Annotated in this window: 16 protein-coding genes; 9 read left to right on the forward strand and 7 right to left on the reverse strand. The window is 39.7% G+C overall.

Annotation, left to right across the window (positions count from 1 at the left end):
• Window positions 1-43: 43 nt before the first annotated feature.
• The gene (locus tag GGQ60_RS05430; RefSeq protein WP_183760620.1) at window positions 44-478 is read right to left on the reverse strand and encodes an Hsp20/alpha crystallin family protein; all 435 of its coding nucleotides are present in this window, start codon (window positions 476-478) and stop codon (window positions 44-46) included.
• 68 nt (window positions 479-546) lie between these two features.
• Here GGQ60_RS05430 and GGQ60_RS05435 point away from each other — a divergent pair, with 68 nt between their 5' ends.
• Entirely contained in the window at window positions 547-1,029 is a 483-nt protein-coding gene (locus tag GGQ60_RS05435) for an acyl-CoA thioesterase (RefSeq protein WP_183760622.1), read from the forward strand.
• Between the two features lie 98 nt (window positions 1,030-1,127).
• On the opposite strand, the gene GGQ60_RS05440 is transcribed toward GGQ60_RS05435, so the two are convergent.
• Window positions 1,128-2,531, reverse strand: a complete 1,404-nt coding sequence (locus GGQ60_RS05440; protein WP_183760624.1) for an FAD-binding oxidoreductase — start codon at window positions 2,529-2,531, stop codon at window positions 1,128-1,130.
• A 1-nt stretch (window position 2,532) separates the two neighbouring features.
• Complete coding sequence (locus tag GGQ60_RS05445) at window positions 2,533-2,901, reverse strand: dihydroneopterin aldolase (protein ID WP_183760626.1); 369 nt, start codon at window positions 2,899-2,901, stop codon at window positions 2,533-2,535.
• A gap of 113 nt (window positions 2,902-3,014) precedes the next feature.
• On the opposite strand from GGQ60_RS05445, the gene GGQ60_RS05450 reads away from it, so the two are divergent.
• From GGQ60_RS05450 to GGQ60_RS05470, 5 genes are all read left to right on the forward strand, one after another.
• On the forward strand, window positions 3,015-4,205 hold the full coding sequence (locus tag GGQ60_RS05450) for an acyl-CoA dehydrogenase family protein (RefSeq protein WP_183760628.1): 1,191 nt from the start codon (window positions 3,015-3,017) through the stop codon (window positions 4,203-4,205).
• A 142-nt stretch (window positions 4,206-4,347) separates the two neighbouring features.
• Complete coding sequence (locus GGQ60_RS05455; RefSeq protein ID WP_183760630.1) at window positions 4,348-4,728, forward strand: SRPBCC domain-containing protein; 381 nt, start codon at window positions 4,348-4,350, stop codon at window positions 4,726-4,728.
• 8 nt (window positions 4,729-4,736) lie between these two features.
• Window positions 4,737-5,549 (forward strand): hypothetical protein, encoded by an 813-nt coding sequence (locus tag GGQ60_RS05460; RefSeq protein WP_183760632.1) that lies wholly within the window; start codon window positions 4,737-4,739, stop codon window positions 5,547-5,549.
• A 42-nt stretch (window positions 5,550-5,591) separates the two neighbouring features.
• The gene (locus GGQ60_RS05465) at window positions 5,592-5,807 is read left to right on the forward strand and encodes a hypothetical protein (protein ID WP_183760634.1); all 216 of its coding nucleotides are present in this window, start codon (window positions 5,592-5,594) and stop codon (window positions 5,805-5,807) included.
• Between the two features lie 257 nt (window positions 5,808-6,064).
• Window positions 6,065-6,256 carry a pinensin family lanthipeptide gene (locus tag GGQ60_RS05470; RefSeq protein WP_183760636.1) on the forward strand — a complete coding sequence of 64 codons (192 nt, stop codon included), beginning with the start codon at window positions 6,065-6,067 and terminating at the stop codon, window positions 6,254-6,256.
• Window positions 6,257-6,423: 167 nt separating this feature from the next.
• Here the strand turns inward: GGQ60_RS05470 and GGQ60_RS05475 are convergent, their stop codons facing one another.
• Genes GGQ60_RS05475 through GGQ60_RS05490 form a run of 4 tightly spaced genes read right to left on the reverse strand, consistent with a single transcriptional unit; the run spans window position 6,424 to window position 13,995 of the window.
• A complete protein-coding gene (locus tag GGQ60_RS05475) occupies window positions 6,424-8,295 on the reverse strand; it encodes a lanthionine synthetase LanC family protein (RefSeq protein WP_183760638.1) in 1,872 nt (623 codons plus the stop codon).
• A gap of 2 nt (window positions 8,296-8,297) precedes the next feature.
• Complete coding sequence (locus GGQ60_RS05480) at window positions 8,298-9,131, reverse strand: thiopeptide-type bacteriocin biosynthesis protein (protein WP_183760640.1); 834 nt, start codon at window positions 9,129-9,131, stop codon at window positions 8,298-8,300.
• Between the two features lie 7 nt (window positions 9,132-9,138).
• A complete protein-coding gene (locus tag GGQ60_RS05485; RefSeq protein WP_183760643.1) occupies window positions 9,139-11,781 on the reverse strand; it encodes a lantibiotic dehydratase in 2,643 nt (880 codons plus the stop codon).
• 12 nt (window positions 11,782-11,793) lie between these two features.
• Complete coding sequence (locus GGQ60_RS05490; RefSeq protein ID WP_183760646.1) at window positions 11,794-13,995, reverse strand: peptidase domain-containing ABC transporter; 2,202 nt, start codon at window positions 13,993-13,995, stop codon at window positions 11,794-11,796.
• 93 nt (window positions 13,996-14,088) lie between these two features.
• Between GGQ60_RS05490 and GGQ60_RS05495 the strand changes: the two genes are divergently transcribed.
• The 3 genes from GGQ60_RS05495 to GGQ60_RS05505 are packed head-to-tail and all read left to right on the forward strand — an operon-like array spanning window position 14,089 to window position 19,230.
• Window positions 14,089-15,528: an ABC transporter permease subunit gene (locus GGQ60_RS05495; protein ID WP_183760648.1), complete on the forward strand. Its 1,440-nt coding sequence runs from the start codon at window positions 14,089-14,091 to the stop codon at window positions 15,526-15,528.
• On the forward strand, window positions 15,515-16,939 hold the full coding sequence (locus GGQ60_RS05500) for a DUF3526 domain-containing protein (protein WP_183760650.1): 1,425 nt from the start codon (window positions 15,515-15,517) through the stop codon (window positions 16,937-16,939). Before GGQ60_RS05495 ends, GGQ60_RS05500 begins: the two co-directional genes overlap by 14 nt.
• 35 nt (window positions 16,940-16,974) lie before the next feature.
• Window positions 16,975-19,230, forward strand: a complete 2,256-nt coding sequence (locus GGQ60_RS05505) for a TonB-dependent siderophore receptor (RefSeq protein WP_183760652.1) — start codon at window positions 16,975-16,977, stop codon at window positions 19,228-19,230.

The following is a 19,230-nucleotide window of genomic DNA, read 5'->3' on the forward strand; positions in this document are numbered from 1 at the left end:
AAAACTAAACTATTATGAAAAATTCCCTCCGGGAATATCTTGATTACGATACTACAATTTCCTTGTGTTGTAATTTAGCATCGTCTTTTTTGCTGATATTGATCGATAAAATACCGTCTTTGTATTCAGCGGTAATGTTATCTCCATCTGCACTATCAGGTAAATTAAATGATCTTGCAAATGAGCTGTAATCAAACTCTTTACGTGTAAAATCTTTGGTTACCTGGGTTTCGTCCTTTTTAACTTCTGCCCAAACCGAAAGGGTATCTTTTTTTAAATTGATCTGAAAATCTTCTTTTTTTAAACCTGGTGCAGCCAATTCGATCACATAAGCATTTTCTTTTTCGTGGATGTTCACATTTGGTGATTTATCAACCAATTTATTTTTAGTGATCGCATCGCTAAACAATGAATCAAAAACATTGTTAAAGTAAGGGGCCGTGTTGCGGGTTCTGTTGTTAAAATTTACTAGTGTCATATCGTTTACTCTTTAATTTTTAAATTGATATTTCACCTTATTCAACTTACATACCAAACCAGATATTTATGATTTTAAAGACATTTTGGCAAAATAAATCAAAAAATAAAGACAAATTGGCAGTTATTAAGTCTTTTTCAGACAAATTCAACTATAAAACCAATATCCATTTGCGCTTCATTGATTTTGATATGATGGGACATGTAAACAATTCAGTTTACTTTACCTACCTCGAAATTGCCAGAACGAAATATTGGGAAGAAATTATAAAATGGGATTGGAAGAAAACCGGTATTGTGATCGCACATGCTGAACTTGATTATATTTTGCCTATTGTAATGGATGATAAAATTGCCATTCACGTAAAAACATCAAGAATTGGTACAACAAGTTTCGACCTGGATTATCAGATTGTTAAACTAAGAGGAAATGAAGAAGTAATCTGCAGCAAGGGAAAAACCGTTTGCATCGCAATGGATTATAATACCGGCAAACCCACCGCCATTCCGGAAGAAGAAAAACAGAAAATGCTGGGTTTTGAACAATTGTAAAAAGCACGGGCCGTCATGCTGAATTCATTTCAGCATCTTAACATGCCAGTTATTAAGACCCTGAAACAAGTTCAGGGTGACGGATAGAGCGTGTGAAATCAATCAGGCATAATCTTTCCCGGATTTAATATGCCATTAGGATCGAAAACCTTTTTAATCCCCCGCATCAAATTAAGATGAATTTCGGAATATTTAATTGGCATAAATTCTTTTTGCACCAAACCTATTCCATGTTCACCAGATAGGGTTCCGCCCAAAGCTGTAGTTAACTCAAATATTTCGGCGATACCGAACTTAAGTTTGTTTTTCCAGTCCTCATCGCTCATTCCGGCTTTGATGATGTTTACATGCAGGTTTCCATCTCCGGCATGCCCATAACAAACACTTTCGAAACCGTATTTTGTTCCGATTTCTTTAATGCCTTTAATTAATTTTGGTAATGCTGCGCGAGGCACAACGGTATCTTCTTCTTTATAAACTGAATTAGACTTAACAGACTCGGCCATGGTTCGGCGCATGCGCCAGAGTTCTTCTTTTTGGGCAGCTGTATCAGCAAATAAAACCTCTGTGCAGTGATGCGCTTCTAAAACCGTGTTGGTTTTTTCGCAGTTTTTAAAAATATCGTCCAGGTCATCGCCGTCAAATTCAATCATCAGCAGCGCTGCAACATCATCTTTTAAATCAAACTTTATATCATCGAATTTAATTACCCACTCCACTCCTTTCCGCTCCATAAATTCTAATGCCGATGGGGTAACCCCAGCCCTAAAAATTGCCGAAACCGCCGCACACGCATCTTCGTTATTACTAAATGAGCCCATCATTAATACCGATTGGGTCGGTTTAGGCAAAAGCTTCGTCACAATTTTGGTCACCACGCCCAACGTACCTTCCGAGCCGATCATCATCTGGGTTAAATTATAACCCGAGGCATATTTTAAGGTGTTTGCACCAGTCCAGATAATATCGCCGTTCGGTAATACCACTTCCAGGTTCAGGATATATTCACGGATCGTTCCGTATTTTACCACCCTGGGTCCGCCAGATCCGTGTGCTACGTTACCACCAATAAAGCACGATCCTTTGCTGCTTGGATCAACAGGATACAAAAGTCCTTTTTCCGCCACAGCATTGATAAATTCTTCAGTAATCACTCCGGGTTCAACAATGGCCTGCAGATTTTCGGTATCAATGTCGATAATGGCCTTAAATTTTTCCATAGATAAGGAAACGCCACCATAAACAGGCAGGGCAGCACCGCTTAGCCCTGTGCCACCTCCCCTTGGGGTTACCGGAACATGGTATTCGTTACAGATTTTCAATATAGCAGAAATTTCTTCCGGCGAAGTTGGTTTCACTACAATTTCTGGCTGGTAATGCAAATCTTCTGTTTCGTCGTGACTGTAACGATCTAAACTTTCTGCATCAGTAAAAACTTTATCTGCGCCGATTGCTGCTTTAATTTCTGCTAAAATTTCAGGATTTATCTTGGTAAAGTTCATTTTATTTGGCTGATGTATAAGATAGTTTAACAAACGAATGCCCGACCTGGCCCGGCATAGGGGGATTTAATTTTTTAATGCTTGCCTGAACAGTATCAACGAAAGGATACAGTGCTGTTACTTTGGAAATGATATTATTCAAAACAGTTTCTAAAAGTTTCTGTGTGTTTTTCATTTCTGCGAGGATGATATTATTTAGTTCCTCGTAGTTGACCGTTTGTGCCAGTTCATCATCAAAGCCCTGAGGTGTAAATTCTGTTTCCAGGTCTACAATAAAATGATTCCCGGTCAATTGCTCTTCTGGATAATAGCCATGAAGGGCAAAACATTTTACATCTTTTAGGGCAACGGTTTGTTTTAAATGGCTCATGTTTGTGCTGTAAGCTGCAAAAATAATTTTTTATTCACGAATATAATGCCCCTTGCCGTAAATTGTTACCTTTGAAATTATCGCGATTTCTTAACCAGATAACACGAAATTACATGAGCAAATCAGCAAAAAAAGACCTTTATGAGGCACCAGACTACTATTTATTAGATGAATTATTAACTGACGAGCATAAACTGATCCGTGCAACGGCCAGGGATTGGGTAAAAAAAGAAGTTAGTCCGGTGATTGAAGATTATGCACAAAGGGCAGAATTTCCAAAGCATTTAATAAAGGGCCTCGCTGATATTGGTGCATTCGGACCGACTATCCCGGTTGAATATGGTGGCGCAGGTTTAGATTATATGGCTTATGGAATTTTGATGCAGGAAATTGAACGCGGCGATTCGGGTATCCGTTCTACCGCATCAGTTCAGGGTTCGTTGGTGATGTATCCTATTTATGCCTATGGTACGGAAGAACAGCGTAAAAAATACCTGCCAAAACTGGCCAGTGGCGAACTGATGGGCTGCTTTGGTTTAACAGAACCCGATCATGGCTCTAACCCCGGAGGAATGGTAACAAACATTAAAGATGCAGGAAGTCATTATATATTAAATGGTGCCAAAATGTGGATCAGCAATGCACCTTTTGCAGATATTGCCGTGGTTTGGGCCAAAGATGAATCGGGCAAGATCAGGGGGATGGTGGTAGAGCGTGGCATGGAAGGCTTTTCGACCCCCGAAACGCATAATAAATGGAGTTTACGTGCTTCGGCTACGGGCGAACTGGTTTTCGATAACGTTAAAATACCAAAAGAAAATGTTTTCCCTGAAATAAGTGGGTTAAAAGGTCCGTTGGGTTGTTTAAACCAGGCCCGTTATGGTATCGCCTGGGGCGCCCTTGGCGCAGCAATGGATTGTTACGATACGGCTTTACGTTACTCAAAAGAACGCATCCAGTTTGGAAAGCCCATTGGTGGTTTCCAGTTACAGCAAAAGAAACTGGCCGAGATGGTAACCGAAATTACCAAAGGCCAGCTGTTGGTTTGGCGTTTGGGCGTATTAAAGAGTGAGAACAGGGCTTCTGCCGAGCAGATATCAATGGCCAAAAGAAACAGTGTGGAAATTGCGCTGGATATTGCCCGCAATGCCAGGCAGATGCTGGGCGGGATGGGCATTACCGGTGAATATTCAATCATGAGGCATATGATGAACCTGGAATCGGTAGTAACTTACGAAGGTACGCACGACATACATTTACTCATTACCGGAATGGACGTAACCGGATTAAATGCTTTTAAATAACATTTTGCATGGTAACTGGTATTGGCGCAACAAGCCATCAGTTTTTAAAAACAACTAAAATTAATTTTATAAACGGCCGGATCGGAAAACACATTTTTTAGCTGATGATAGCCTAAAAATCTAAATCCGGCAAAACTTGATCATGAAAGACTTTAAAAAATATACCTACATACCTGCCCCACCCGAAGAGGTTTACTTAGCGCTTACCAAAGATATCAGCATAAAACTATGGACTGGTGCCGAAGTGGAGTTTGAAGAAATACCGGGTACCGAATTTTCTTTTTGGGATGGTGATATTACCGGCAAGAACATTGAATTTATATATGGTAAACAGATTGTGCAACAATGGTATTTTGGCGAAGAAAACGAGCCTTCCATTGTAACCATTAAACTGCACGAAGATAAAAAAGGAACTTCGCTTGAATTTAGGCAAACCAATATCCCTGACGAAGATTATGAGGATTTTACAGCAGGGATACAGGAGTATTATATAGGAGGACTTTTTGATTTCTTTGATGAATAAGCCAAAATATGAAAACTAAAATTATCGCTCTTTCTTCTTTACTTTTCCTTGCCGCTTTTACTTCCTGCACATCGTACCTTACCCCGGCTATATTAGGTAGCAATATGGGCTACATGCCAAAAGCAATGGGTGCAGACAGTATTAAAACCTTTACCAATATATCGGCAAGTTATGCTGGTTCTATTTCTCCCAGCACCGGTACTGATTTTGTATTTGGAATGGCAAATGTAAGTCGTTCAAATACCTTCCAAAAATGGAACATTTCTTATGGTGGCTATGGTTATACAGGAAGAGCATCTGGAGGAGATATTGATAGCCGTCCTGAAAATTTAAAAAATTATCTTCCTTCATTTCAAAATTCTATCAGTGGCATGGGGTTAAGGCTGTCTGCCGGACTTCATAACACTTCAGCAAACGGGAATACAGATTTCAGGTATATTAACATCGAAAATGCACTTAGTTTTGAAGGTGGTGCTTACACCAAATTCAGACAGGAGGTATATGGTAACCCTATTCCGGATTATGTAACGGTAACAAACAGAACGGTACTTTGGACAACAGGATTATCTACAGAAGTGATCTGGAGAGCCAGAAATGAACACAATATAAGGCACGCTTTCAGACTTTTTCTTGGCGGTACGCCCAATTTTGCAAGTAGTTTCAGGTCGGGAGTAAAGGCCTACGACGAAATTCATGGAAAAAACTCATTTGGCTGGGTTTTTAACTACTTCTTATACGTTAAGCGATTTTCTCTGTCTTATGAGCTGGCAGATAACGTTAATTATGCACAAAAAATAAGTTTTGGCTATTTATTCCGGTAAAACATATTGGATTAGCAACTGTTCTCCTATAAATAAAACGTTATGAACAGAACATTAGGAATAGTATTAATTGTTGTGGGCATTGCCATGCTCATCTGGACGGGCTTCTCTTACACCAAAAAAGAAAAAATTGTAGACGCAGGCCCTATTCAAATCTCTGCAGATAAGGAAAAATCAGTGAATTGGCCTCCTTATGCCGGGGGTATTATTCTGATAGCAGGCGTGATTGTGTTTGTGGCTTCCAAAAACAGGAAATAATTATCTAAAGTCTTTCCTGCATATCATTTCAATTGAGTTTTAGTCATGAACGGAGTTATTATCTCTTTTTATGAGATTTAAGTAATTGGTTTATAGTTAGTTATTGGCTTTTAAAAAATAATTTCGCAACATAGTTGCAAAATTATCGATCTTTATTTTGCAACTATGTTGCAATTAACTAACTTAGTGCTGTTGCAACCGGAGATAAGCCGAAACTCCGTAACCACCAGTAGGCATCAACATTAATCAATTATTTTATGAAAAATCAATCAGAAAAAATCACTTTAAGCCTGGAAGACCTTCAATTAGAGAGCTTTGTAACCAGTATTGATAGCGAAGTGGCTATGCGTTTATCAGGCGGTTTAGGTAACCTGTCTGAGCCTACCCACACTGAACAAACAGATGACCACCACACTCCTCCTGTAAGGTGTACCACTGTTATCTGCTAATCGATATCAGGTGTTTTCATTTCAAGGCGCTTCAGGGCGCCTTGTTTGGTTAAGCGCAGCGTGGTTAAAGCTTTTCGTGGTGTAAGGCGATTCAACATGATTACCCGGTTAATTGATTTAACCAATTAACCTTAAAGTTTAATTCATATTTTTATCTACCTTATAAACTAATGAACCATCACAAAGCCCGCTTTAATCAATAACCTGATCTGCTTAACCACTTTATCAGCTAACTCAATTAAAGACGCTTGGGTTAAATTCTCCTCAAAAAAAAGAACCTGAAGCGATTTTACCAACTCCGCTCCTGTTAACCTCTTCTTTGAAACTACAGTTAAAATTGTAGCAGCGAATAACCCCACACTTAACTCTTTTATTCCATTCTCATCACTGATCAGTAAAAGGATATTTGAATCATCACCATGATGAAGTTCTACATGCCCGGTTAAGCCAAAGGATTTATCCATTAAAGCCTGATCCGTTAATGATAGGTTTTCACCGGCCATTTTTTTTAAATGCTTATGTTTCTGCACAAAACTGAAATAGCCTTTGTGCTGTTTCCATAAGCCAGCCAACCTGCTTTCCAAGTCAAATATTTTTTGAATTTTTGTATTGCCTGAAGTTAACAATTGCGATTGCAGTTTCCCTTTAAAATTATTGATATCTTTTGCATCATAAACTGTAGAATCAACTGCAGGCAATTCCCCTAATGTTCTCGCGTAGTATTTTGAAAAAACTGATTTTTTAATTTGTTTTTTACTGTATTTATCTTCAAAAACAGATTTTTTATGGTTTTCAGGTAATCCTGGTGCTAGTATACTGTCGATGGTTTTATTGTTCAAAACACTCAGGATGATATAGCCAATACCTGATTTTCCTGATAATAATCCAAAATCATCACGTCCGCATGACACGTAGCTGTTGTAAGCATTTGTTTTTTGATGATGTACCCTGGCCTGATCCAATACGAAAAGAACCTGTGCTTTCTTATCCAGGTTTAATAAAAAAGGAATCATACCGCTATAACCGCTTACCAGCGTAAAATCTGCCCGGTCTAATCTTTCTAAATCATTCAAACACCGTTGCAGAACATGGTTACAGTCTAATCTGTATGATTGCTGTCTGGTCAGTTTTAATGCAATTTGCCTTGTAATGCCAATGCCGGCCGCACCATGAGCCCAGGCATTAACATCGGTCATTTCCGCCAAAAAGGTTTGCAGTTCCCACTGGTATACATTGGGCTTATTTAAGCGATGAGGCCCAAGGCGCAGGTCTAACCAGTTTTTTGCCGGCCTGTAATAATATTGCATTTCGTATTTTAAAGCCTCTTCTGCAAGATAGATTAATCCGGAAGCGTTAAAATATTGGCCAACCTGCATGAGCACCCAGGCAATACCGGCTGCGCCATGCGAAAAGCCCGTCATGCTATCGTAGGCTTTTTTTGCCTTGGAATAGTCCCATTTTAAGCCCTGCCCTGATATTCGTGCTTCTGCAATCAGCCTTTCAATCAATAAGTTAATCATCATTAAAACCTCATGATCATCAGTATGATGGTAAAGCAAGGTCAACATCAATAAATTACCGCTATATCCGCTTAAAAGATCAGCCTTCGATAAACCTGCTGTTAATTCCTGTTTATTAGCCAGAGCAAGTTGAAGTGCTTTATCTTTGTAGAGCGTATTGCCGGTAACCTCAAAAATCTTTAAACAGGTATATATAACACCACCTAATCCGGTATAAAGTGCAAAAAACTCCGGATGTTGTAAGGCATCAGCGTTTAAGATCCGGTGCATCCCTTTATTAACTATCCTTAAATGATCCCTGTTCCCATCGAACCGGTATAATTCCAAAAAGAACAGGATAATGCCGCAGTTACCGTTAAAAAGGTCGTAACTTTCCCTGAACTCATACTCATCGGGATTGATGTAGAATGGCGTTGGCCACCAGATTTCCAGTTTATTTTCTCTAAAGCCGGAAATTAATTCTCTGTAAATTTCGTAAAGCTGAACTTTCAGTCTTTCGGTCTCTTCTACAGTAAACATACTCAGGATTGTTGGATTGAATTTTCATGTATAAACTGCAGGCACGCTCTAATAACATACATGATGTATGCTTCCTCATCATTAGAAATACCCAAACGGTTATTGTTCATGTGCATAAAGCCCGAAATCACCTGAAACATCTTCTTTTTTTCAAAATCCATCTTTTGGTACGAACTTATCACTCCAGTTGTTTTTAATAAATATTCCATTAAATTAAGCTCTGCAACAGGGCTGTTAAGTTGCTGCCAAAACTGGCTACAGGCCTGCAGCGTTTGATTTTTAACCGGAACAAAAACCTTTTCAAACTGGTTTAACCAAAATATCCGTTGTTTTTCTTTCGGATCGGCCGGGTTGTACAATTTTGGTAGCCAACCCGCTAAGAAGAAATTACAAAGCTCTACCAATGCCTCATCATCCCATTTTAAAGTATGCAGTAAGGTGAGGTGCAGTTTTATTGCCTGGGCAATGACCGACTGATTTATCTCTCTTTTTACAAGCCAATTCAATATATATTGAGACGAACATTCGAAATATTGTTCTGCCCAGGTTATACTTTCATCATTTCCATACCGATCTATTTCTGGTTCGTATTGGGTAGTCAGGATCCTGGTAACTGCTGCATTATCCAAACTTAATGCCTTTATAATAGCCTCATGCTCGTTTTCTGCTGCTTTTAGCCTTAAGCGGATATGATTCCCCCCTTCCCAATAACGGATAAAAAACCAGGGGCGATGCCATTGCCTGATAAAAGGATATATAAGTTCTTTTAAAAGCCCGTCCGCGTTTTCATTATAAAATATATATAATGAAAGCCATTTTTCTTCCTGTTTATTCATAAGCCGATCAGTTATTGTACCATTGGATGAGGTATTCGCGCACCGTATCCTCATCAGGTTTAGGAAAAACTTCTTCTAACGTGATGTATTCGCCTGCCCTTAAAAGGAGTTTTTTGAACATCCCGATCAATAAAGGATTATTGAAAGAGAGGTATTGCGGTTTATAATCGTCATGCAATCCTTCGCGTTTACCATCAGCCTTTAGCTGATAGGCCCGTTTTCTCAGAAAAAGAAAAACCTCTTTAGGAATTTTATTCTTTGCTAACCAGCCGCCTAACCTGATAAAATAGCCGAAATCAGCTTCAGCCTGTCCCTGAACAGGGATAACTTCGGTTTTTATCCGCCAGGTTTTTCGCCTGATCACCACATTTTCTGCATAAACAATCCGTGGCAGAACGAATACATCAGGCGCTGGAGCGGGTTGTTTATCCCGGTAAAACCGATCAACCAGTTGAATAAAAGGCTGTAATGATACGCGGGCATCGGGATTGAAATGCGCAAGCAACTGATAAAGATTGGATCGGTTATAAAAAGACTCTAAACTTAAATCGTAACAAAATAATTCTAGGTTACCAGAGTGCAGTGTGAGCATTTTCCATTCGCTATTATACCTGACTTTTAAATTCCGGATCGTAAAGCGCCGGGCTAAGGGATATATATTATTCCCGCCCGGAAGTTCGAGTTCATGTGCCAATAAAGGCGGATGAATATTGGCATTGAATGTTGAAGCGTCGTTAAGTTCTACCTTCATCTGACCGGGAAAAAGCTTTTCGTTATGTTTAACAAGACTTAGGGTAACTTCCGGATCAAACAATGATAAAAACCTGCCGCTTACCTTGCCCATGCCAGGTAAAAGTGCATTGATAACACCTGAAAAGCCCTTGTTAGTCGCTGAAAACTGTACAAACATACCCATCGCTGATTTTTGGGCTAAATTTTGGCTTTTTGGCAGGTCGGCAAAAAAATCGAGATTAAACTGAACTAAATCTTCGTTGATATGGATTAATTGAGCAATTTTTGCCAAAACAGCTTCCTCCCATTGCCTAAGTGCCAAATGATCCGTTTCTTCCTCTATTTTATGCTCTTTTTCGGGCTTTTTAACATAGAGATAATAGTCTTTGTAGTAAGTTGTCAAAGCTACCTCCTCATCATTTGGATAGTGTTTCAGAAAGAAATCGGTCATTTTTTTCCGTTCTTTCCGCATCACATCGAGTGGAAGTAAATAACGGATCAGTTCATCGGTTTTCGACACAAAATCCTTAACGGGTTGAGCCGGAAGCACTAAATTCTCTGGCGTAAAACAGTCTTCGTAAAAGATATGCCTGGCCGAAAAGTAATACGGATTAAACTGATTTGTTGAGAAAGTTGTTGTTTCGGGTTTTTCAGCGACCGATTTTTGATCGGATGGACCGGTATGCAATGGGAGGCCGGCTTCTTGCTGCAGATCGGCAAAAACGGCATTTAGCTGCTTCTCAGCGTCCTGAAGGATGGTGTAACGTTCAAAAAGATCGGCCGATTGATATACCGTTCTATACGCTTTTAACCGTTCAAAAAGCGAAATCATCGCCAAAGCTGAAGGCTCTTCTCCTTTTAAGTCAGTAAGAAAAATCAATAACTTATTGTCCCAATGCTCATCCATTCCCGAAAATCCGAAGTTCATTTCGAGCATTCCACTTTCAACCAGTTTGATCAGGTAAACCTTTATGTTTTCGTGGCTGGGATTTTCCAGATATGATACACATTGATCGATCAGATTTTTCAGGGTAACAGGGGCCTGATGGCTTTCCAGGTATTGGTAAACAAGCAACTGTAAAGCGCTTGCATTGATCTGCTGAAAAGATTCAACGTTGTTGAAATTACTTAAAAAGCAGATCTTATCCTGCCTGATTTCTGCTGTTAAATTAAGTTTAACTAACAAATGCTCATTTAACAACGGGTGCTTTTTGATAATGGCTTTAAGATATTCGAAAATGGCGTTGTTTAATTTTAACCTGCTTTTAACCGGGTGCATGCCACTTATGTTATTAAAAGCGCCCAGCTGATCTAAAGTCATTATCCCTGTATAGGTAAACCTGCTAAATGGCGAAGTTTTAAATGCCATTCTGCTGAGGTACCTTAACAAACTAAAAAGGATGCGCTGTTCCTTTTGTTTAAAGTTTTTGCTGTCTTTTTTAACAAAACTGTTTAATTGTGCGTAAAGTAAGGGGCTTGATAATAAAAGTCCTTGCTGCAGTTCCGGATTTAATGCCATTTGCTGTAGCCATTTCCGCTGAAGATCTTGTTCATCTTCAAATTTGGAAGCACTTTCACTCAGCAAAAATGCCATCTCTTTAGCTTTATCCAGGTAACTTTTCAGCTTATTTTTTACGGGGTCGGGCAGATGGGAAATATGTTCATGATCGATTTTTTTATCATTGAATACCTGCCGTTTAAGGTTAATTAACTTCTGCCTTACTTTATCGTCAGTTTGCCCGTTGATGACCGGATATAGTGCATCGCAAAACATATTTTTTAATTCTTCCTTTTCATCAGTGAGTTTGTTTAAAGTTCCCAGCAGGTTTTCGGTATCTTTTAAGTTCAAATCGTTAAAAAGTTGATGGTGCAATCCGGCATAACGCACTAATGAATAAGGAAAAATCTGTAAGCTCATATTGATCGGTATTTATTTGCCTAGTTCGAGTTGGTTTTTGATCAGGTGGTAATAACTTCCTTTTTTAAGCAGCAAACTTTCATGGGTTCCCTGCTCCTGGATTTCGCCCTGGTTCAGTACTATAATCTGATCGGCATGTTTAACCGTACTTAACCGGTGTGCTACAATCAGCACGGTTTTGCCTTTAAAAAAAGTATTCAGGTTATTTACGATCGACCGCTCATTCTGCGCATCAAGTGCATTGGTAGCTTCATCTAAAAACACATATTCTGGATTACGGTAGATCATCCGAGCAATTAATAAACGTTGTTTTTGCCCTTCACTAAGTCCGTAACCGTCTCTCCCCACCACAGTATTGTAACCAAAAGGCATCGAAGAGAAAAAATCGTGCATATTGGCCATTTTGGCCGCTTCATAAAGTCTTTCGAAGTCTTTCACCGCTGCACCGGCAAAAATGTTATTGGCAATAGAATCCATAAACACGTAACCATCCTGCATGACTACACCACAGTGTTCTCGCCACGATTTTGCTTTCACATGGGCTAAATTTTGGTTACCCAGGTTGATTTCTCCCCCGGTTAAGCCATAAAATTTTAATAAAAGCTTAATGAGTGTGGTTTTACCACTACCGCTCATCCCTACAATCGCTGTAATTTTCCGGGCAGGAATTAAAAGGTCGATATTCTTCAAAACGAATGGAGAATGCCTGCTTCCATACTGAAATGATACCTTATTCAACGAAATATCAACGGGATCATGATCTTTCAATTCTTCTTTTTGTTCCAGGTCTTCTTCCTCTTCCTGTTGTACCTCCTCCATCCGCATCAAACTGAATTTGGTGTTTTGTGATACTCTCGAAAATTCGACCAGTTGATTTACCGGTGCATTTAGCTGTCCGCAAACGTAAGTAACCGCCAGCATGCCACCAAGTGTAATCTGATCATTGATCACCAGCATGGCTGCTGCATAGGTAATCAATACGTTTTTTACTTCGTTTATAAAAGCCCCTACTCCTTGCATGCGTTGATCGAGTTGAAGTGCTTCAAGTTTTAAATCGAACGACTGATCCTGAAGGCTCTCCCATAGTTCTTTTTTATCTTCTTCGCTACCGGTGAGTTTGATTTCCTGCATCGCATAAAAAATCTCTAAAAGCAATTGTTGATTTGCTGAAAGGACTTTGAATTTCTTTTGATCGATGATTTTACGTTTCTGTTGAAACGAATCCGACCACAGGATGCTGATGGCGGCGCCGATAATAAAAAGCAAAAATATTTGCCAGTTGTAATAAAAGAGCACGCCACCGAGCACCACTAAAGTAAGAGCAGAGAGGATAAAATTGATGAGGAAATTGGTCAGAAATTCTTCTATGCGCTGGTTATCATTTACCCGTTGCATATTATCGCCGGCCTGCCGGTTATCGAAAAAAGAAAAGGGAAGTTTCATTAATTTGGCCAGAAAATCTTTCAGCATTACGATACTTGTTCTGGCCCCGATGCGAAACAGAATCCTGGCACGCATAAAATCCATTAACATCTTTCCTGAAAAAAGCATTAACTGACCAAGGCAAATAAGCAAGAGTAAGTTGGTATTTTTTGCATGGATCCCTTTATCAACTACCATTTGGGTAAGCAAGGGAATAATTAATGAAAAACCACTGGCCAAAAGCAGGCTGATGAATATGGGCAGCCAGCCTTTTCGGTGCATTTTAAGATATGGCAATAAAGACCATAAAGAAGTTTGATGCTCTTTAATCTCTTTAAGGTCTTTGAAGGCATGGCCTGGCTGAAGCAGTAAAACCCTTCCGCTTTTCTTTTCCGGATGTATGGCCCAGGCCGCTAAAAAATCTTTATGACTGAGTTTTACTTTACTGTTCAACGCCGGATCGGCCAAATAGCAATACTGATCATTTACTTCATATAATACTATATAATGTTCTTTTTGCCAATGTAATATGCAGGGTAATGGAACATTTTCTAATTTATCGAAAGGCAATTCTGCCGCTAATGTTTTAAAACCCAGATGGTCAGCAGCATCGACCAGATCGAGCAAGGTTGTTCCCTGCTTTCCAATCCCACATAACTTTCTTAAGTACTGCATGGAAAGATTTTTACCATGATAGGCTGCAACCATTTTTAAACAGACAGGGCCGCAATCCATCGCGTCGGGCTGCTTATAAAAGGGGTATTTATTTCTACGTATAAAATCTTTTAGCATGAAAAAACAAAACAGGTAAATGCAATACAGTTGCAAATATGTAAAATATAATGCAACTTTGATGCATTAAATAAATATAAATTTCAGATGAGAATGGAGGGTTTTTCCACCTGGCACATGCTAATTAAAAAAGAATTATTGCAGAGTTACCGGAACAAAACGGTTCTGATTTCGGCGATTGTGATATGGTTGCTGTTTATTGCTGCTACCATTTGTACTTTCTTAAATTACCATGTCAACAATAAACAGCGGCAAGCTGCCAATGCCCTGTTTAGGCAGCAATGGGAGCACCAACAGCGTAATCCGCATGATGCAGCGCATTTTGGAACCTACCTGTTCAAACCTGTTCACCTCCTCAATGTTTTTGATTCGGGCATTAACGATTATACCGGCAATACCTATCGCGTTGAAGCGCATATCCAGCACGAGATTAGTAATAGTGAAGCTGAGAACAGCGATACGGCCATGCGTTTTGGCAACCTCAGCTTTGCGCTTATCCTACAATTATTTGTGCCTTTGTTTCTTTTGTTCATTACCTCTAACAGTATTACCGGCGAAAAAGAGCATGGTACCCTTAAAATGCTTTTAGCCCAGGGCTTAAGCAGCCGCAAACTCATCTGGGCTAAGGTTTGGGCAAATTACCTGCTCATCATAGTGATTATACTTCCCATTTTTATCATCATGGCCATTGCTCTTCTATTTTCTGGCGATATGGACTTGCTTTTTTGCAGGTTCTTGTGGATTCTCCTGACTTGTTTAGTGTACTACCTGCTCGTCGCCTTATTGGGTACCATCATTTCGGCAGTTTCCAACCAGTCAGGAAAAGCACTGTTAAGTGCCTTATGTTTCTGGATTTTCATGAGCATTATTTTTCCTAAACTAATAACAGGTATAGCCAACCGAAGTTATCCGCTAATGTCGCGGGCAGTTTTTAGTGATCTAGTGGAACAGGGTTACAGAAAAGGCTTAAATGGAAAGGATCCCTATGCTGCACGTGGCGTACGTTATATCAATAGTTTATTAAAAAAATACCAGGTAAATCGCATTGAGGACTTACCTTTTGACATAGACGGTATGACCCTCCAGTTTAATGAAGATTACCGTACCATGGCCTTTAACCACTATTTTAAGGAAGTTGAAAATAGCTTTAATCAACAACAGCACTTTTTATGCTTATCCGGTATTTTCGATCCCTTTCTATCAGCCAAACGCCTTTCGATGGCGCTGGCAGGTTCTGATTTTTATCATCATGAACAGTTTTTTAAACAGGCACAGGCTTACCGGAACGACCTCATCAGAAAACTGAACATGCAGCTGGCTGTGCATGGCAAGGACGTTAAGGGTGAATATGTGGTGGGGCTCAGGTATTTTGGCCAGCTCAAAGATTTCAGCTATCAGTTACCACCACTCTCCAGGATATTACAGTTAGAAAAAATCGCTATCATTTCCCTAACGGGTTGGATTCTCCTGCTTATCCTTTTACTTCAATTTATTGCTTCACGTTCATTAGCCCTTAATTATGCAGCTGTTTAAAACCATATTATTATTTGAACTGAAGTTATTGGCCAGGCAAAAATTTTTGCTTGTCCTGATCGGTTTTTTCTTTGCAGCCGGACTCTATAGTATTTATGAGGGTTACCGTTTTACCCAAAAACAGTTATTGGCCATTGACAGCCTCCGGCATGGATATCAAAAAAAGTATCAGGAAGCTGTAGCCAGTTTTTCGGCAGATACCACTACCACAGCGGGAAAAACCTTGTTTAATCAAGCGGGGATACCTGCCGTAATTGAATATAAAAATCCTTTATATGCCATCTATCAACCTCATCCGATAAGTATTTTATCGATCGGACAACGGGACCTGGTACCCTATTATGATTTGATAACCCGCAAACGTAATTTCATACAGGGAACTGATGCAGAAATCTCCAATCCTGAGGTGCTTGCTTCTGGCAATTTCGATCTTGCTTATGTAATTATCTACCTGTTGCCCTTACTCGCCATCGCTTTAACTTACAATACTTTATCGAAAGAAAAGGAACAGCAGACGGATAAATTGCTTTCATTGCAGGGCCTGTATTTTGGCAGGATAATTAGCTATAAACTGGTTTTTAGGTTTATGCTGATTGGTGTTATGGCCTGGCTGCTCAGTATAACCGGTTTTATCAGTTCTGCATTCCTGATTTCTTTCGATCCGTCCGCTGCTATTTTATGGCTGCTTAGCATCAGTGCCTATCTTTTCTTTTGGTTTGCGATTATTTTTTTCATCATCAGGTGGAGTCAGAGTTCCGTGCACAATGCCCTTTATCTTTTAGGGTTGTGGAGCTTCTTTTTAATGCTTTTACCTGCATTGTGCAACGCCCTGGCGCGTTTATATCATCCCATTCCTTTAAAAACTGATGCAGCCGTTGCACTAAGGGAAAATAGCGAAGCCGTTTGGGCTTTGCCGCGCAAGCTGCTTATCGATACCTTTTACCTGAATAATCCTAAATACAGCCATTTAAGGACAAGTTCAGACACGAGCGAAAACAGCAACAAACGCTTTGCAGCCTATTATTACCTTTTGGGACACCGAATGACCCAGGTTATTGAAAACTATAACCAGTATCCCGAAAAACAAAATGCTGCAGCCATTAGCCTAAGCTGGATTAACCCGGCAACAAAAACGCAATACATGCTGAATGGAATTGCAGAGAGCGGATGGAAAGATTACCTCTCTTACCAGGACCAGGTGAATGCCTTTCAAAAGACCTGGGTTGATTTTATGAATGATTATATTGTGTCAGATAAAAAGCTAAGCCTAAATGATTTAAAAAATCTACCTGAATTTAAACTCAAGGAAAAAGCTAATAAAAACCAGCATATTTTATTTGGCATCTTATACCTGTTTGGTATCGGTTTCTGCATCATCTTGCTCGCAATAAAACTCCCCATTAAAATTTAACTCAAACCATTACACATTAATAACACACACAAAAAATGAAGAAAAAATTTTACCTCATCTTGTTTTTATTGACTTTGATCCTACAGGTTTATGCCCAACACGATAAACATAACAGACCGGTACTGGATTCAACTGCCAAGGTACGCCAGCTTAATGAGGTTCGCATTGATGGTCAGAAAGCCGTTAAACTAAAAAAAGATACCTTATCCAATAGCTTGAGGATGCAGGTACCGCTATTGCAGATGCCACAAAATATCATCAGCATTTCTTCTTCCCTGATACAGCAGCAAGGCGGATTACAGTTAAAAGATATGGCCAGAAATGCCAGCGGTGTATATTTTGGATATAACAGCTCGCCTTTCGATAATTCTGCTTCTATAAAAGTGAGGGGATTTAATGCTGCCACCACAATTAATGGTATGCCAAACCGCCTGGTTTTGGGTGCAACACTGGATGATGAATCATTAATCGAAAACCTCGAATTTATTAAAGGTCCGGCAGGCTTTATAAGTGCTTTAGGAGAACCCGGTGGGACTTTAAATATTGTAACCAAATCGCCGAAGGAAAAACTATTGAATGTACAGCTTAGCGGTGGTAATTATAATCTTTTGCGCGCTACTGCAGATATTGGAAGTGCTTTAAAAAACAAGGGTTTATCTTACCGTTTTAATACGGCGTTTCAGCACCAGGATTCGTACCTGAATTACATGAAAACCACCAAATATGTATTTGCACCTGTGTTGCAATACAACTTCAGTCCCTGCACTTACCTGATTGCTGAGTACAATTATATTCGTGGAGAGGTTAAAAACGGCTCATCCATTAACAAATTACGCCAGGATAAAGATGTATTACAGGATCCGGTCGGTCTAAATTTCAGTGCCGGTATCGGCCTGCCATTGAGTGTTTCGCAAACCCATACGTTCAGGTTTAGTGCCGTTCATAAATTCAACGAGAACTGGCAACTGACCTCCCAGTCAAATTTTGTCAAATCGCCAGCCAAGCAATGGTACATGGTATCGGCAAATAACCGGACATCGATCAGTTTTAACGATCAGGGCAAAACCAGCCGCATTGCAAGCAACTCAAACCTGTTGGGCGAAACTTATAATACCAACCTGTTTTTATCGGGAAAATTTAAAACCGGTGCATTTAAGCATAATTTACTGGTCGGAAGTGATTATACCAAAGGTAACGACTCTTTATCTACCTACTATGGCGTCACTTCTACCCCATTTGACAGGAATAATCCTAATTTTTATGTAGACCCGAATACAGTGAGTATTACCAAAAGATCAATCAGGCAGGAGAACCACATCCACTATTCTGCAGCTTATATTTATGACAATATCACGCTGGATAAATTTCTACTCACTGTTGGTGCGCGTTATACAGATTACCGCAACCGCAATATTTTAACCACAACCAGAGGTCCGCGTGTGCCCGACTACTATAAACAACATGCTTTTTCGCCCAGGGTTGCATTAAGTTTCATGCCTGATTCTACATCTTCTGTTTATTTTCTATTTGATCAATCCTTTGTACCCAAGACGGGCCAGGTGGTTACCGAAACTATTGATGGTCCGCAGTCCGGACAAAAAACGGTTACAGCCTCAAAGCCCGTTGAGCCCGAGTTAGGCACTAACCTTGAACTTGGCCTTAAAAAGAACTGGTTTAATGGCCGTTTGCTGACGACAATAAATGGTTTCCATACCGTAAAAAGGAATGTAGCGGCAAGAGATTTCAGGAATTACGCGGCCTCTGCAGGGGCAATTGCCTATTATCTTCAATTAGGTGAAGTAGTGAGCAATGGTTTTGAGATTGACGTAATCGGAAATATTACCGATTGCCTCTCGCTGATTACCAATTACACTTATGTAGATGCCAAAGTTACCAAAGACAATAACTTAAATCCAACAGCCGACGATCCATCAATTGTGGGCCAGAAAATGCCCGATGTGCCTCAACAGGTGTTTAATACCTGGTTGCAATACAGTATTTCTTTAAAAGGTTTTAACAAAATTTCGATCAGTGCGGGGCAAACCACCATCGCCAAACTTTCAGCAATCAGCCAGAAGGATACCTACCTGCATAACTATACCAAATTTGATGCAGGTTTGAGTTTTAGCAATCCTAAATACATGTTCAGGTTAATTGCAGATAATTTAACCAACAAGCGTTATATGGCATCTGGAGACATTACTACAGATTTTCCATACCCGGGTAACAATTATTTCTTTATCGAAGGTGAGCCTTTTACCATCAGACTTTCGCTAGGTGTAAAATTTTAA

It is taken from the genome of Pedobacter zeae, assembly GCF_014196715.1.
Classification (GTDB): domain Bacteria; phylum Bacteroidota; class Bacteroidia; order Sphingobacteriales; family Sphingobacteriaceae; genus Pedobacter; species Pedobacter zeae.